Below are 13,252 nucleotides of genomic sequence, written 5' to 3' on the forward strand. Positions count from 1 at the left end.
TCGGTGATGTGGGCGATACTGGGATCGAACCAGTGACCTCTTCGGTGTGAACGAAGCGCTCTCCCGCTGAGCTAATCGCCCGGGCGCAGGAAGAACATTACCCCATGTCAGAGGGTGCCTCCGACCAAGGACCGGATCACTCCTCCGGGATGCCCCACGGCGCCACGATGCCGAACTTCCATACGTAGACCCCGGCGAGGGCCGCGGCGATCACCACGCCCGTCGTCGTCAGAGCGATGTTCCGCCGACGCACCCTGGGGTCGAGTGCCCGCTGGGCCGCCTCGGTGACCTTCCACCTGGTCCAGCGCAGCACCAGCTGGGCCCAGACGAACTCCGTCGCCCAGAGCGCCAGGCCCGCGAAGATCACCAGCCAGCCCGGCCCGGGCAGCGGCAGCATGATCACGCCCGCGGCGACCACCGCCAGGCCGGCCACGAAAACGCCCACCTGCCAGCTCAGATGCAGGACCCGTCGCTCACGGATGAATTCCGGCGCCCGGGATCCCAGGGCCCGCCGGGGCTTCGGTCGCTCCTCGGACACGACACTCTTCCCCGGCTCGTCACTCCCCGTATTCATACGACCAAACCCTACCGGAGAGAAACCGGTCACCGGAATGGACGTAACGGTCGAAGAGTGTCTCGGCCGGACGAGGTACGTAAAGAGAAGCAAAACACTCAGAGGGGTTTACAACGGCACCGTAGGTGGCATGTCGATTTCGCCGACGTGCGAATCCCCGAGCGCACACTGAGCGAAAGGCCCTGGCGCTTATGAACACCACGGTCAGCTGCGAGCTGCACCTGCGCCTCGTTGTGTCGAGCGAGTCCTCACTGCCTGTTCCCGCAGGACTGCGGTATGACACGGCCGATCCCTATGCCGTGCACGCCACCTTCCATACCGGAGCCGAGGAGACCGTCGAGTGGGTGTTCGCCCGCGACCTCCTCGCTGAGGGCCTGCACCGGCCCACCGGGACCGGCGACGTCCGCGTCTGGCCGTCCCGTAGCCACGGTCAGGGCGTCGTATGCATCGCCCTGAGCTCCCCGGAGGGTGAGGCTCTGCTCGAGGCCCCGGCGCGGGCCCTGGAGTCGTTCCTGAAGCGGACGGACGCAGCCGTGCCGCCGGGCACGGAGCACCGCCACTTCGATCTCGACACCGAGCTCTCCCACATCCTGGCGGAGAGCTAGCGCACCACCCGTAGTCGCCCGGCGCCGTCCACTCGGGGAGACGGCTCGGGCCGGGACAACCGCATACGGCACACCTGGGCGCCGTCACCGCGAGCCCTCGCGGAGGCGGCGCCCAGGCGTGTGCACACAAAGTGAGCATCCGGCTCTGCACCGTGGCGCACCCGCCCCGCGGAGCGTCAAGGTGTTCGACCGGCGTCATGGCTTGGTGCGTGACAGCCCCACGGCGGCTCTGAGCCGCTAGGCTCGGCCAGCATCGGCGGGCGTCCGCCCGACCTTCAGGCCAGGGAGCGACTCGTGCTGATCACCCACGACACCCGGTGCGCGCTCGACCTTGTGGTGGATCTGGTGAACACCACACCCGAGGGCGACGAGCCGGAGGGGCTTCCGGATGTCGCCACCCTCGACCGCTTCGCGCGCGAGCACGATCTGAGCGATGTCGGGGTGCTGTCGGACTTCGACCTCGCGGCGGTGCGCCGGATCCGCGGGCGGCTCGCCACGATCTTCGCCGCGCCCGACGCCCGGACCGCGGCCGGACTGATCAACGAACTGGTGGCGTCCGCCGGCACCACGCCCCAGCTCACCGATCACGACCACTACGACTGGCATGTGCACTACTTCGCGCCCGGTGCCTCCGTCGCCGACCACATCGCCGCGGACTGCGGGATGGCGCTGGCGTTCTTCGTGGTGGCCGGGGAGCAGGAGCGGCTGCGCCACTGCGAGGCGCCCGACTGCCGGCGCGCCTTCGTCGACCTCTCCCGCAACCGCTCCCGCCGCTACTGCGACAGCCGCACCTGCGGAAACCGCCTCCACGTGGCGGCCTACCGGGCGCGCCGCAAGGAGGCTGCGGGCTGAGTCGAGGCCCGGCCCACTCCGCTACGTTCCGTGAGCGCGGACATGGCTGAACCCGGACCCCTTCGGCGCGTCCCCGCGGCGGGCTGACGGAGCCCTCGGCGGGTGGCGCCAGGGGCTCCGCATACGGCTCAGAGCAGCAGCAGGTCGTGCAGCGATGCCATGAGCAGCAGGCAGCCGATCACCGCTAGGAAGATCATCAGCGGTGGCTGGGAAAGCGCGAAGAGACAACCCCGGCGTTCCTCGGAAGGCACGCCGGTGTCGCTCTGGGTTCTGTCCAGCATCTCGCGGCGATGATGACGCAGCCCACGCGCGCTTCGCGATCAACACGCTCGCAATGTCAGTGAGTTCGCCAATTTCTGCGACACGGGACCGAAGTTGATCTCCACATGGTCCCTCGTGATCGTCGAGGGCTCACCGTCCGACCACTGTGTCGTTTCAATCCCTCAGATGCCGTGCTTCTTGAGGATGTCCTCGATGTCGCTGAAGTCGTCGGCGGAGTCGCTCCTCCGGGGGCCGTTCGCGGGCCGGGCCGCCGGGCGGGTCCCGGGGCCGAGGGCGGGCTCGGAGGAGGAGGGGGCGACCGCCTCGCGCCGCGCGCCCCGGGCCGCCCTGCGCTCCTTGTGCCCACCGCCGCGTCGCTCCACGGCGCGGGTCGTCAGGAAGAGGAGCCAGGCGACGCCGAGGACGACGAATCCGGCCCAGGCCACGGGGCTGAACGCGGTGTGGGCCAGCCAGCCGACCAGTCCCGTCATGACCAGGCCGACGGGCACCAGCGAGTAGGCGGCGATGCGCGCGGCGGAGAGGAAGCGCTTGCGGTAGGCCGTGACGGCTGCGACGCCCAGGCCGGCCGCAGAGACGGCGGAACAGACTGTCTCGGCGATCATCCGGTCCTCCAGGCAGAGCTCGGTGGGGTTCCTCCCTTCCATCCTGCACCGCCCGGTGCCCACGTGGCCACGGTCGGAGCGGACCTCAGGGAGATCTCCGGGTCGGCTCCTCCTCAGGGCGCGGACGCGTCTCCACCCCTGACCGCACGCGCCCCACCACCGTCTCCACCCCGGCCCGGGGCCCGGGCCCGGCCGTCCCGTTTGGGGACCGTCCCCGGGGCTGGGAAACTGGTGACCATGAGCGACTCCTTCCCCGAATCCGCCGCCGCACCCGTCCTCGATGTCTGGTGCGAACTCCAGTGCCCCGACTGCCGCAGCGCCCTCGACGACCTCCGCGCGCTGCGCGCCCGCTACGGCGACCGGCTGGAGCTGCGGCTGCGGCACTTCCCGCTGGAGAAGCACCGGCACGCCTTCGCCGCCGCGCAGGCCGCCGAGGAGGCGCTGGAGCAGGGGCAGGGCTGGCCCTACGTCGAGGCCGTGCTCGGCCGGGTCGAGGAGCTGGACCGGAAGGGGGAGGAGTTCCTCGTCGAGGTGGCCCGCGAACTCGGGCTGGACGCCGAGGAGTTCGACACCGCTCTGATCGACGGGCGGCACATCCTGATCGTCGACGCCGACCAGGCCGAGGGCAAGGCGATCGGTGTGACCGGCACCCCGACCTACGTCGTCGGCGGCGAGCGCTTGGACGGCGGCAAGAGCCAGGAGGGGCTGCGCCTGCGTATCGAGGAGATCGTGGACCGGCTGCTGGCCGAGCAGGGGGCCTGATCCGGCGGCGCGGGCCCTACAACAAGGGCTTGTACAGCGCGTACTGCGTCGTCTCGTAGCCGAGCGACTCATAGAGGCGTTCGGCCGGGGTGTTGCCCGCGAACACGTTCAGTCCGAGGACCCGCCGGCCGGCGGTGAGCGCCTGAGCCTCCGCCAGGAGCATCAGCGTCCGGCCGTGTCCCCGCCCGCGATGGGCCTCGTCGGCCTCGACGTCGTAGACGAACGCCTTGTCCTCCCGCACCGCCAGCCACAGGACGCCCACGCGTGTGCCCTCGTGCTCCAGCACGCTGAACGTCATGTTCTCGGTGCCCATGCCCTGCGGCAGCAGCTGATCGTGGTCCCGCCGGGCCTTGGCGTACGCCTCGGCCTCGGGCACGCCCCGTTCGATCCAGGTGCGGGCGTAGTGCTCCCACTCATGCGCGTTCCAGGCCGCGAACTCCGCCTCGGTCATGGGGCGTGCGCGGCTGCCGGCCGGGAGCGGGGGCGGGGCGGCGCCGAGCCGCTTCTCCATGCCGCGGTTGCGCGGGACGTAGCCGAGCACCCCGGCGAGCCGCAGCGCCGCCTCGGCCCCGGCCGGGACGACGGTCTCGATCTGCCGGCAGCCCCAGGCGCGCGCCACCTCCTCCGCGGCGAGCGCGGCCACGGTGCCCCGGCCCCGCCGGCGGTCGGGCTCCTCGATCCGCAGCTGGATGATGCGGGCCAGCCAGCCGCCGAGGGAGGGGGAGGTGCCGAGGTGTATCGCGCCGACGGGGCGGCCGTTCACGCACACCTGGTAGCGACGCGAACGCGTCCCGTCGGCACGGTGCTGAAGCGGCTCGACCGGCCGCAGGGTCGTCGTCATCACGGCTGTTCTACCCGCGACGGCGACCCCTGTCAGCCCGGTTTCCCGGGACTCACGGATCCAGGTCGTCCCCGGACCGCTCGGTGAAGATCCGCATGGCCTTGGCGGTCACCGGTCCCGGCGCGCCCGGCAGTGCGCGGCCGTCCACCCGGTGCACGGCCTGGATGTCCCGCAGCGTGGAGGTCAGGAAGATCTCGTCCGCGCGCTCCAGCACGTCCAGCGGCAGTTCGGTCTCCTTGGCGCCGACCCACTCGACGGTGAGCGCGCGGGTGATGCCCGCGAGGCAGCCCGAGGCGAGCGGCGGGGTGTGGATCTCGCCGTCGAGGACGACGAAGACGTTCGACCCGGTGCCCTCGCAGAGCTGTCCGACGGTGTTGGCGAACAGCGCCTCGGAGGCGCCCTGTTCGGAGGCCCGGGCGAGGGCGACGACGTTCTCGGCGTACGAGGTGGTCTTGAGACCGGCCACCGCGCCGCGTTCGTTGCGGGTCCACGGCACGGTGATCACGGCGGTGGAGTCGGGACGCCGGGTGCTCTCGCCGAGGGCGACGACGAGGGTCGGACCCCGGTCGCCGCGGTCGGAGCCGAGCGGGCCGTGACCGCCGGTGTAGGTGATGCGCAGACGCCCGAGCGGCATCGGGTTGGCCTCGAGGACGGCGGCGCAGGCGCGGCGGACCTCGTCGACGTCGGGGTCGGGAAGGCCGAGCCCGCGGGCCGACCGGGTGAGCCGGTCGAGGTGGCGGGTCAGGGCGAACGGCCGGCCGTCGGCGGCCTTGACGGTCTCGAAGATGCCGTCGCCGACGGTCAGTCCGTGGTCGAAGACGGAGACGCGGGCGGCGTCGATGTCCTGCAGCCCGCCGTCGAGCCAGAGCTTCACTGGTCTTTACCTCGCAAGATGGTGACGGAAGCGTCCTGTGACGCTCGGGGGCGGCCGGGTGTCCGGCCCACGACCACGCCGCGCACGGAAGTGCCGTCCCCCGGATGGGCACGGCACTGGAGCCGGCTCATGCCGGTCCCGTGTCCTCGTAGTGCCCCGACGCTACCGCGAGCAGCCTGGCGGCCTTCAGTTCGGTCTCGTGCCACTCCCCCTCGGGGTCGGAGCCCCAGGTGATGCCCGCGCCCGCGCCGAAGCGCAGCACGGGGGCGTCCCCGGCGGTCCGGTCGATCCAGAAGGTACGGATGCCGACGGCGAGCTCGCCCACGCCCCGGTCCGCGTCGACCCAGCCGATGCCGCCGCAGTAGGGGCCGCGGGGGGCGGTCTCCAGGGCGTCGATGATCCGCAGGGCACTGGACTTGGGGGCGCCGGTGATCGACCCGGCCGGGAACGTGGCGGCGAGCAGTTCCGGCCAGCCCGCGTCCGCGCGCAGCTCACCGCGGACGGTGGAGACGAGATGGACCAGGCCGGGATGCTTCTCGACGGCGCACAGATCGGGGACGGTGACGCTGCCCGTGGTGCAGACGCGCCCGAGGTCGTTGCGCACCAGGTCCACGATCATCACGTTCTCGGCGTAGTCCTTGTCCAGGAGTTCCGCCTCCGTCCGCGCGGTGCCCTTGATCGGGCCGGAGGACACGGAGCGGCCCTCGCGGCGCAGAAACAGCTCGGGCGAGGCCGTGGCCGTCTCCACTCCGTGACGCGGCAGGCGAATCGTTCCTGCATACGGTGCCGGGTTGCCCCGGGACAGCACGGAGGTCAGCGCGTCCACATCGGCGTCGGGCGCGATCGGCGCGGAGAGCACACGGCAGAGATTCACCTGATACACCTCTCCGGTCGCGATGTGCTCGCGGATCCGGCGCACCCCGGTCGTGTACGAGGCGCGGTCGAGCGAGGACGTCCAGTCACCGACCGCCGGACCCCGCCATCCCCCCGGCCTGGGAGCGGGCACCGGCTCGTGCCGTACGTCCGTGAAGCGGGCGCAGGTCAGCCGCCCCTCGTAGTCCGCGCAGACGGCCCAGAATCCGGTGGAGTCCAGGGCCGCGGGATCACTGGTGACATCGCGGAGACCGGTGGCGACGCGGTCACCGAAACGCGCGAGAGGAGCAAGGTCGGACACACAGCAGAGTCTATGGCGGGTGTCCCGAAGGTGGCTCGCGGATGTCCTCGCGGGGCCCTGACCATGTCCGCGCCCAGGTGTACCGCAGCACGCTGCGCAAACGCGTTTTTGTACTGGCCCGGGAATCCGCTAGAGTTCAACACGTCGCCGGGCCGCGCAAGCGGACCGAAAAGACAAGCGGACGTAGCTCAGTTGGTAGAGCGCAACCTTGCCAAGGTTGAGGTCGCGAGTTCGAGCCTCGTCGTCCGCTCGAAGGAACCAGGGGATCTTCCCGGCCCCCTGCACTCCTGGTGGAGTGGCCGAGAGGCGAGGCAACGGCCTGCAAAGCCGTCTACACGGGTTCAAATCCCGTCTCCACCTCCAAGGACGATTAGCTCAGCGGGAGAGCGCTTCCCTGACACGGAAGAGGTCACTGGTTCAATCCCAGTATCGTCCACTGGACCCTGGCAACAGGCGTCCGACCAGCGCGATTAGCTCAGCGGGAGAGCGCTTCCCTGACACGGAAGAGGTCACTGGTTCAATCCCAGTATCGCGCACGCAGCACCCCCGATCGTCTCCCCGGAGCGGTCGCGGTCCCGAGGACGATTAGCTCAGCGGGAGAGCGCTTCCCTGACACGGAAGAGGTCACTGGTTCAATCCCAGTATCGTCCACACACCGAAGCCCCCGGCCCCGCGGCCGGGGGCTTCTTCGTGGTCTCAGCTGGAGAACAGCATGTGGCCGAAGCTCTTGTGGCGGTGGTGGCCGTAGTGACCGTGCCCGCCATGGCCGCCGTGGCCGCCGTGCGGGGCACCCCAGGCGGGGGCCGCCGGGTAGCCGCCCGGAGCGGGGGCCGCGGGGTAGCCGCCCGGGGCGGGCGGCGGCGGAGCCGGCTGCGTCCACTGGGACTCCAGACGGGTCAGCGCCTCCAGCTCACCGTAGTCGAGGAAGATGCCCCGGCAGCCGCTGCACTGCTCGATCTGGACGCCGTTGCGGTTGTAGGTGTGCATCGGCGCATGACACTTCGGACACTGCATGCTCTGCTCAACTCCTCGTACTTCGGTACCGCTTCGCCAGATAGGGACTCCGATCGAAGCCGGTCGGTTGCAGCCTACTGGGCACCTTCGTGCGCAAATTCCGGCGGAATCGCCCCCATTCGGACACAGGCGTCGACGACCGCCTGCTCCACCTCGTCCAAGGGGCGCTCCGCCGCGACGGACTTGGCGACGGCCAGGGCCGCGGTCTGCACGGTGAGGGCACGTGCGGGGACGTCGAGCACCGGCCAGGGATCGCCGGTGGAGGGGACGGCCGGGCCGCCCTCCTCCCGGTACGCGGAGAGGAAACGGGACCACTCGTCGGGCGGGAGCAGACCGCAGGCGTACCAGGCGGCCGGGCGGGCCAGATCCCAGGCGGGGTCGCCCGCGCCGAGGTCGTCCACGTCGATGAGCAGCCACCCGCCGGTGTCCGCGGGGTGGCGGACGAGCTGGCCGAGGTGGAGATCGCCATGGCACAGGGTCCGCGCGGACGGCGCGGGAGCCTCCGCCCGGGCCCAGGCCGGAAGCGCGGCCCAGGCCCGCAGTACGGGCTCGGTGGCGGGATGGGGGCCGGCCGCGCGCAGACGCTCGACGGCGCGCGCGGCCTTGGCGGGGCCGCGCATGGGTGGCAGTCCGGCGGGCGCGGGGGCCCGGTGCAGCCGGGCGAGGAGCGCGGCGGCGGCCTTCCAGGGAGCGGCCTCGGGGGCGCCGGGATCCACCGGGGTGCCGTACGGCCAGAAGGTGACGAGACGCCCGTGGAGGGTGACGGGGTCCGGGCGCAGCGGCGCCAGGAGGACCCCGGGGAGCCGGACGGCGGTGGCGAGCCGGAGGGCGAGCTCACCGGGCCCGGTGCCCGGGGTGTGGGCCTTGGCGACGGTGTCGCCATGGCGGACGACGGCCGCGTCGTCGTCACGCTCGGCCAGGACCGCGCCCGCGATCGCACAGCGGCAGGTCCCGCCGTCGGGATGCGCCGCGGCGTGCGCTGTCGCGGTCAGCGCGGGCAGGAGTACGTTCACGGGTCCCCAGGGGTGTGCGGAGTGCTGTGCCGGGAGCGTACGGGCCGGGGGGGCGGCCGGGGCGAAGGGGGCCCGGTGCTCCGGTGGGCGCCCCGCTCCCGCCACGCTCACCCGGCCTGCCCCCGGCGCGGGGGCCCCGCAAAAAGCAACGCCCGCGCAGCTCCCCAGCTGCGCGGGCGTCTGTGCCGTCCGCCGCACCCCCGTCCCCACGGGGTTTCATGGGTTGATGTCCCCGCCCGGACCGCTCTTCCGGGCCTGGGGCGCCGCTCAGCGCCCCAGCATCACGCCCACGGACGACGCTTGTGTGACCACTGCCTCCCAGCCGCCGAAGGCGTACACGAGCAGGGCCGCCAGGGGGAGGACCATCGCGGTCGCCACCAGTGGGTGGCGACGGCCCGTGCGGCGGGTGGTGAACGCTGCGTATGTCCTGCGTCCCCGCGTGCGGACCAGCGTCCGCGGTGCCGTGTGGGCCATGGTCCCTCTCCCTGACCGTGGTTCTGTTGTCGTTGGCAGCGGCGGATGTCTGACCTCGGGGGACGAGTGCGCCACCCGCCGCTTGACCTCAAATCTAGGCTCCGGGCGCGCCGCGGACGTCATGCCCTCGTATCGATTGCCGGGCCTCCCGAAGGATGAGCGATGAACTGCGGCGTACTCCCCTGGGTGGAGACCCGGTCCCAGCTCTCAGGGTCATCCCGGAGGGGAAGCCCGGCGCACCCCTGCGCTTGCACGCCCTCGCGGCGCTCACCGGGTGACTTCGCTCACTTCCGCGCCTCCCCCGCGCACCGTGACCGCCTCCCGGTGATTCACACCGCTTGTCACCAGCGCGTAGCTGCGCGTCGGTCCCCCGGCGTCCACCGCCGTCCCGGCACGGTCACCCCTCACGGGTCCAATCCCCGTACGGGGAGAGCCGGTTGGGATCATGAGTGGTGCCCGGCGGCTCCGTTCACATTCTTCCTGACCGACCTTCAATTTTCGTGCCCCGCTTGGACAATCGATCGGCGCGAGAGGGCGCGGCCTCTGCGCGGACATGGCCGTGGAAACGTAAGCTGTGGCTCGTCAGACGGACCGGGCAGCGGGGATGGACATGGCGATGATGCGCCTGAGGCGTGAGGACCCGCGTGTCGTCGGCTCGTACAGACTTCACCGGCGGCTCGGCGCGGGCGGGATGGGCGTCGTCTATCTGGGCTCCGACAAGCGGGGCCAGCGGGTCGCGCTGAAGGTGATCCGGCCGGATCTGGCGGAGGATCAGGAGTTCCGGTCGCGGTTCGCGCGTGAGGTCTCGGCGGCGCGGCGGATTCGTGGTGGGTGCACGGCGCGCCTGGTGGCCGCGGACCTGGAGGCGGACCGTCCGTGGTTCGCCACGCAGTACGTGCCCGGCCCGTCCCTGCACGACAAGGTCGCCGAGGAGGGGCCGCTGACGGCCGCCGACGCGGCCGCCGTGGGAGCCGCCCTGTCCGAGGGCCTGGTGGCGGTGCACGAGGCCGGGGTGGTCCACCGCGATCTCAAGCCGTCCAACATCCTGCTGTCCCCCAAGGGCCCGCGGATCATCGACTTCGGCATCGCGTGGGCGACGGGCGCCTCGACGCTCACCCATGTCGGCACGGCCGTCGGATCGCCCGGCTTCCTCGCTCCCGAGCAGGTGCGCGGGGCCGCGGTGACCCCGGCCACGGACGTGTTCGCGCTGGGTGCCACGCTGGCGTACGCGGCGACGGGCGACTCCCCCTTCGGACACGGCAGTTCCGAGGTGATGCTCTACCGCGTGGTGCACGAGGAGCCCCAGCTGCACGGGGTGCCGGACTCGCTCGCCCCGCTCGTCCGCGCCTGTCTGGCGAAGGACCCCGAGGAGCGGCCCAGTACGCTTCAACTCTCCCTGCGGCTCAAGGAGATCGCGGCCCGGGAGGCCCAGGGTCTGACGGACGTGCGGCCGGCCGCCCAGCGCGGCGAGCCGGACCGCCCGACCGGGCGCCTTGCCGAGCAGTACGCCGAGCAGCGCACCGTGCGGCGTCCGCAGGGGCCCGGCACTCCCCCGCCCCGCAGCAACGGCTCCCGCCCCGGGGTCCGCCCGACGCCCGCGCAGCGCAACACGACCCGCTCCGGCAGCCGGCCCGCACCGCGCAGCGGGACCGGACGGCCGGCGCCCCGCACCACCGGGACCGGCCGCCGCCCGGCCAACCCCCGGCTGCTGCGGCAGCGGCTGTTCGTGTTCGTGGTCGTGACGCTGCTGGTGGCGCTGGGCATCGCGGCCGCCCAGGGCTGCCAGGGCCCGGCGCGCGGACTGGACGACGGGCGCGTACGCGAGGACGTCCGCACCGAGCGGTCATACGCTCCCCTGCCCGGGCCGTCGATGGCCGAGCAGTACCGGAGCGAGCTGAACGGGGACGGCTGAGCGGCTGCTCGCTGCCGGCTAGAGCTGAGGTCGGCCGGTGGCCACCGCGTAGAAGGCCACCGCGGCCGCCGCGCCCACGTTGAGGGAGTCCACTCCGTGGGCCATGGGGATGCGGACCCATTCGTCGGCCGCGACCAGCGCCTGGGTGGACAGGCCGTCGCCCTCAGCGCCGAGCATCAGCGCGACCCGGTCCATCCTGTGCGGTGTCACCTCGTCGAGCGTCTTCGCCTTCTCGTCGGGGGTGAGCGCGAGCAGGTTGAAGCCCGCACCGCGCACCGTGTCCAGGTCCCTCGGCCAGCTCTCGAGGCGGGCGTACGGCACGGAGAAGACCGCGCCCATGGAGACCTTGACGCTGCGGCGGTAGAGCGGGTCGGCGCAGTCGGGCGACAGCAGGACCGCGTCCATGCCGAGAGCGGCGGCCGAGCGGAAGATCGCGCCGATGTTGGTGTGGTCGTTGACCGACTCCATGACCACCACCCGGCGCGCGGTGGCCAGCAGCTCGTCCGCCGTCGGCAGCGCTTTGCGCTGCATGGAGGCGAGGGCGCCGCGGTGCACGTGATACCCGGTGACCTGCTCGGCCAGCTCGGGGGTGACCGCGTACACCGGGGCCGGGAGTTCGTCGATGACGTCCCGCATGACGTCGACCCACTTCGCGGACAGCAGCATGGAGCGCATCTCGTAGCCCGCCGCCTTGGCCCGTCTGATGACCTTCTCGCCCTCGGCGATGAACAGGCCCTCCGCGGGTTCGCGCTTGCGGCGCAGCTCCACGTCGGTCAGGCCCGTGTAGTCACGAAGCCGCGGGTCGGTGGGGTCCTCGACGGTGATGAGATCGGCCACAGGGTGATACTGCCTTGTCCTGGGAGCGGTGCCAACGGCTGGAACGGGCCGGGTTACCGCGGGTTACGAACGGCTGGAACAGGTCGGTGGGGACCCGCGTCACGCGTCGGGACGCGGGCCCTCCTTCACGACCGGGCCGATGACGATCACGGCCGGCGGCCGCACGTCCTCGGCGCGTACGGTCTCGGCGACCGTCGCGAGGGTGGCGTCGACCCGGCGCTGAGCGGCTGTGGTGCCCTCCTGGACCAGGGCGACGGGTGTGTCGGGCGCCTTGCCGTGGGCGACGAGCGTCTCGGCGATCTTCCCTATCTTGTCGACCCCCATGAGGATCACAAGGGTGCCGGTCAGCCCGGCCAGCGACGGCCAGTCGACCAGCGAGCGCTCGTCGTCAGGGGCGACATGGCCGCTGACCACGGTGAACTCATGTGCGACACCGCGATGGGTGACGGGGATACCGGCCGCGCCCGGCACCGAGATCGAGCTGGAGATGCCCGGGACCACGGTGCACGCGATGCCGGCCTCGGCCAGTGCCTGCACCTCTTCCATGCCCCGGCCGAAGACGAAGGGGTCACCGCCCTTGAGCCGGACGACCGACTTGCCCTGCCGGGCATGCTCGATCAGCGCGTTGTTGATGGCCTCCTGGGCCATGTAGCGGCCGTAGGGGATCTTCGCCGCGTCGATCACCTCGACGTGCGGCGGCAGTTCGGCGAGCAGGTCGCGGGGGCCGAGCCGGTCCGCGATGACCACGTCAGCCTCGGCGAGCAGCCGCCGGCCGCGCACCGTGATGAGGTCGGGATCGCCGGGGCCGCCGCCGACCAGTGCGACACCGGGGGTGCGGGTGCGGTGGTGCGGGGCGACGAGCGTGCCGTCGCGCAGCCCCTCGACGACCGCGTCACGGACGGCGGCGGTGTGCCGGGGATCGCGCCCCTTGGCCTCGGTCGTGAGCACCGCGACGGTGACGCCCTCGCTGTGGCCCGTCGCCGGGGTCCAGGCGGTGGCCGCATCGGCGTCGTCGGAGCGGACGCACCACACGCGGTGGCGCTCCGCCTCGGCGGAGGCGGCCGCGTTGGCCTCGGAGTCGCTGCTCGCGATGAGGGCGTACCAGGCGTCGGCCAGGTCCCCGTCCTGGTACGGGCGCCTGAGCCAGGTGATCTCGCCCGCGTCCGCCATGGCCTCGACCGAGGGGGTCGCCTCGGGGGACACGAGACGGATGTCCGCGCCGGCCGCGATCAGCGCCGGGAGACGGCGCTGGGCGACCTGGCCGCCGCCGAGGACGACCACGCGACGGCCAAGGAGGCGAAGCCCTACGGGGTACGGGGGGTGTTCGGCCATGGAGATACGGCTCCTCGTGCGGACAGTGCGCGACGATGCCTCTGCGGCTCTGCAGCGGCCCTGACATGCGGATTTTACGGTGCGAACGAGGGGGCGGGGCAGGT

General features: G+C 72.1%; 15 protein-coding genes and 6 tRNA genes. 9 read left to right on the plus strand and 12 right to left on the minus strand.

Annotated features, from left to right (window positions below; all coding sequences use genetic code 11):
• Positions 1–9 precede the first annotated feature (9 nt).
• Both ACFYX0_RS19480 and ACFYX0_RS19485 read right to left on the minus strand, forming a co-directional pair.
• A tRNA-Val gene (locus tag ACFYX0_RS19480) sits at positions 10–81 on the minus strand.
• Between the two features lie 55 nt (positions 82–136).
• Complete coding sequence (locus ACFYX0_RS19485) at positions 137–574, minus strand: TIGR02611 family protein (protein ID WP_388971702.1); 438 nt, start codon at positions 572–574, stop codon at positions 137–139.
• Positions 575–765: 191 nt separating this feature from the next.
• Between ACFYX0_RS19485 and ACFYX0_RS19490 the strand changes: the two genes are divergently transcribed.
• Both ACFYX0_RS19490 and ACFYX0_RS19495 read left to right on the plus strand, forming a co-directional pair.
• Complete coding sequence (locus ACFYX0_RS19490; protein WP_003959770.1) at positions 766–1,179, plus strand: SsgA family sporulation/cell division regulator; 414 nt, start codon at positions 766–768, stop codon at positions 1,177–1,179.
• Between the two features lie 294 nt (positions 1,180–1,473).
• A complete protein-coding gene (locus tag ACFYX0_RS19495) occupies positions 1,474–2,031 on the plus strand; it encodes a CGNR zinc finger domain-containing protein (protein WP_388971704.1) in 558 nt (185 codons plus the stop codon).
• Between the two features lie 128 nt (positions 2,032–2,159).
• Here ACFYX0_RS19495 and ACFYX0_RS19500 read toward each other — a convergent pair whose 3' ends face one another.
• Both ACFYX0_RS19500 and ACFYX0_RS19505 read right to left on the minus strand, forming a co-directional pair.
• Positions 2,160–2,312 carry a hypothetical protein gene (locus ACFYX0_RS19500; RefSeq protein ID WP_311699471.1) on the minus strand — a complete coding sequence of 51 codons (153 nt, stop codon included), beginning with the start codon at positions 2,310–2,312 and terminating at the stop codon, positions 2,160–2,162.
• A gap of 162 nt (positions 2,313–2,474) precedes the next feature.
• A complete protein-coding gene (locus ACFYX0_RS19505; protein ID WP_388971706.1) occupies positions 2,475–2,915 on the minus strand; it encodes a hypothetical protein in 441 nt (146 codons plus the stop codon).
• A 237-nt stretch (positions 2,916–3,152) separates the two neighbouring features.
• Between ACFYX0_RS19505 and ACFYX0_RS19510 the strand changes: the two genes are divergently transcribed.
• Positions 3,153–3,677: a DsbA family protein gene (locus tag ACFYX0_RS19510; protein WP_388971708.1), complete on the plus strand. Its 525-nt coding sequence runs from the start codon at positions 3,153–3,155 to the stop codon at positions 3,675–3,677.
• A gap of 16 nt (positions 3,678–3,693) precedes the next feature.
• Here ACFYX0_RS19510 and ACFYX0_RS19515 read toward each other — a convergent pair whose 3' ends face one another.
• The 3 genes from ACFYX0_RS19515 to ACFYX0_RS19525 all read right to left on the minus strand — a co-directional run bounded on the left by ACFYX0_RS19515 (position 3,694) and on the right by ACFYX0_RS19525 (position 6,566).
• Positions 3,694–4,518, minus strand: coding sequence for a GNAT family N-acetyltransferase (locus tag ACFYX0_RS19515; RefSeq protein ID WP_388971710.1), 825 nt, complete (start codon positions 4,516–4,518; stop codon positions 3,694–3,696).
• Positions 4,519–4,570: 52 nt separating this feature from the next.
• On the minus strand, positions 4,571–5,392 hold the full coding sequence (locus tag ACFYX0_RS19520) for an aminotransferase class IV (protein ID WP_388971712.1): 822 nt from the start codon (positions 5,390–5,392) through the stop codon (positions 4,571–4,573).
• A gap of 127 nt (positions 5,393–5,519) precedes the next feature.
• Positions 5,520–6,566 carry a chorismate-binding protein gene (locus tag ACFYX0_RS19525; protein WP_388971714.1) on the minus strand — a complete coding sequence of 349 codons (1,047 nt, stop codon included), beginning with the start codon at positions 6,564–6,566 and terminating at the stop codon, positions 5,520–5,522.
• Positions 6,567–6,743: 177 nt separating this feature from the next.
• Between ACFYX0_RS19525 and ACFYX0_RS19530 the strand changes: the two genes are divergently transcribed.
• The 5 genes from ACFYX0_RS19530 to ACFYX0_RS19550 all read left to right on the plus strand — a co-directional run bounded on the left by ACFYX0_RS19530 (position 6,744) and on the right by ACFYX0_RS19550 (position 7,217).
• Positions 6,744–6,816 (plus strand) — tRNA-Gly (locus ACFYX0_RS19530).
• A gap of 39 nt (positions 6,817–6,855) precedes the next feature.
• A tRNA-Cys gene (locus ACFYX0_RS19535) sits at positions 6,856–6,929 on the plus strand.
• A gap of 1 nt (position 6,930) precedes the next feature.
• Positions 6,931–7,002: transfer RNA gene (locus tag ACFYX0_RS19540), tRNA-Val, on the plus strand.
• Between the two features lie 28 nt (positions 7,003–7,030).
• Positions 7,031–7,102: transfer RNA gene (locus tag ACFYX0_RS19545), tRNA-Val, on the plus strand.
• A 43-nt stretch (positions 7,103–7,145) separates the two neighbouring features.
• Positions 7,146–7,217: transfer RNA gene (locus ACFYX0_RS19550), tRNA-Val, on the plus strand.
• Positions 7,218–7,262: 45 nt separating this feature from the next.
• Here ACFYX0_RS19550 and ACFYX0_RS19555 read toward each other — a convergent pair.
• The 3 genes from ACFYX0_RS19555 to ACFYX0_RS19565 form a co-directional block, all read right to left on the minus strand.
• Complete coding sequence (locus ACFYX0_RS19555) at positions 7,263–7,580, minus strand: zf-TFIIB domain-containing protein (protein ID WP_388971716.1); 318 nt, start codon at positions 7,578–7,580, stop codon at positions 7,263–7,265.
• Between the two features lie 74 nt (positions 7,581–7,654).
• The gene (locus tag ACFYX0_RS19560) at positions 7,655–8,593 is read right to left on the minus strand and encodes a phosphotransferase family protein (RefSeq protein ID WP_388971718.1); all 939 of its coding nucleotides are present in this window, start codon (positions 8,591–8,593) and stop codon (positions 7,655–7,657) included.
• Between the two features lie 267 nt (positions 8,594–8,860).
• Positions 8,861–9,067 (minus strand): hypothetical protein, encoded by a 207-nt coding sequence (locus tag ACFYX0_RS19565; RefSeq protein WP_311699478.1) that lies wholly within the window; start codon positions 9,065–9,067, stop codon positions 8,861–8,863.
• Between the two features lie 604 nt (positions 9,068–9,671).
• On the opposite strand from ACFYX0_RS19565, the gene ACFYX0_RS19570 reads away from it, so the two are divergent.
• On the plus strand, positions 9,672–10,979 hold the full coding sequence (locus ACFYX0_RS19570; protein WP_355910184.1) for a serine/threonine-protein kinase: 1,308 nt from the start codon (positions 9,672–9,674) through the stop codon (positions 10,977–10,979).
• Between the two features lie 18 nt (positions 10,980–10,997).
• On the opposite strand, the gene ACFYX0_RS19575 is transcribed toward ACFYX0_RS19570, so the two are convergent.
• Complete coding sequence (locus ACFYX0_RS19575) at positions 10,998–11,816, minus strand: TrmH family RNA methyltransferase (RefSeq protein ID WP_388971720.1); 819 nt, start codon at positions 11,814–11,816, stop codon at positions 10,998–11,000.
• A gap of 99 nt (positions 11,817–11,915) precedes the next feature.
• On the minus strand, positions 11,916–13,148 hold the full coding sequence (gene cobA / locus ACFYX0_RS19580) for a uroporphyrinogen-III C-methyltransferase (RefSeq protein WP_311699480.1): 1,233 nt from the start codon (positions 13,146–13,148) through the stop codon (positions 11,916–11,918).
• Positions 13,149–13,252: the final 104 nt, after the last annotated feature.

This window comes from Streptomyces sp. NPDC002573, from assembly GCF_042889625.1.
GTDB classification, from domain to species: domain Bacteria; phylum Actinomycetota; class Actinomycetes; order Streptomycetales; family Streptomycetaceae; genus Streptomyces; species Streptomyces gibsoniae.

Coding starts and splice junctions, on each gene's coding strand:
- ACFYX0_RS19570 (WP_355910184.1), top strand. CDS start 9,672: ATGGACATGGCGATGATGCGCCTGAGGCGTGAGGACCCGCGTGTCGTC.
- ACFYX0_RS19565 (WP_311699478.1), bottom strand. CDS start 9,067: ATGGCCCACACGGCACCGCGGACGCTGGTCCGCACGCGGGGACGCAGG.
- ACFYX0_RS19500 (WP_311699471.1), bottom strand. CDS start 2,312: ATGCTGGACAGAACCCAGAGCGACACCGGCGTGCCTTCCGAGGAACGC.
- cobA (WP_311699480.1), bottom strand. CDS start 13,148: ATGGCCGAACACCCCCCGTACCCCGTAGGGCTTCGCCTCCTTGGCCGT.
- ACFYX0_RS19490 (WP_003959770.1), top strand. CDS start 766: ATGAACACCACGGTCAGCTGCGAGCTGCACCTGCGCCTCGTTGTGTCG.
- ACFYX0_RS19555 (WP_388971716.1), bottom strand. CDS start 7,580: ATGCAGTGTCCGAAGTGTCATGCGCCGATGCACACCTACAACCGCAAC.
- ACFYX0_RS19505 (WP_388971706.1), bottom strand. CDS start 2,915: ATGATCGCCGAGACAGTCTGTTCCGCCGTCTCTGCGGCCGGCCTGGGC.
- ACFYX0_RS19510 (WP_388971708.1), top strand. CDS start 3,153: ATGAGCGACTCCTTCCCCGAATCCGCCGCCGCACCCGTCCTCGATGTC.
- ACFYX0_RS19515 (WP_388971710.1), bottom strand. CDS start 4,518: ATGACGACGACCCTGCGGCCGGTCGAGCCGCTTCAGCACCGTGCCGAC.
- ACFYX0_RS19485 (WP_388971702.1), bottom strand. CDS start 574: ATGAATACGGGGAGTGACGAGCCGGGGAAGAGTGTCGTGTCCGAGGAG.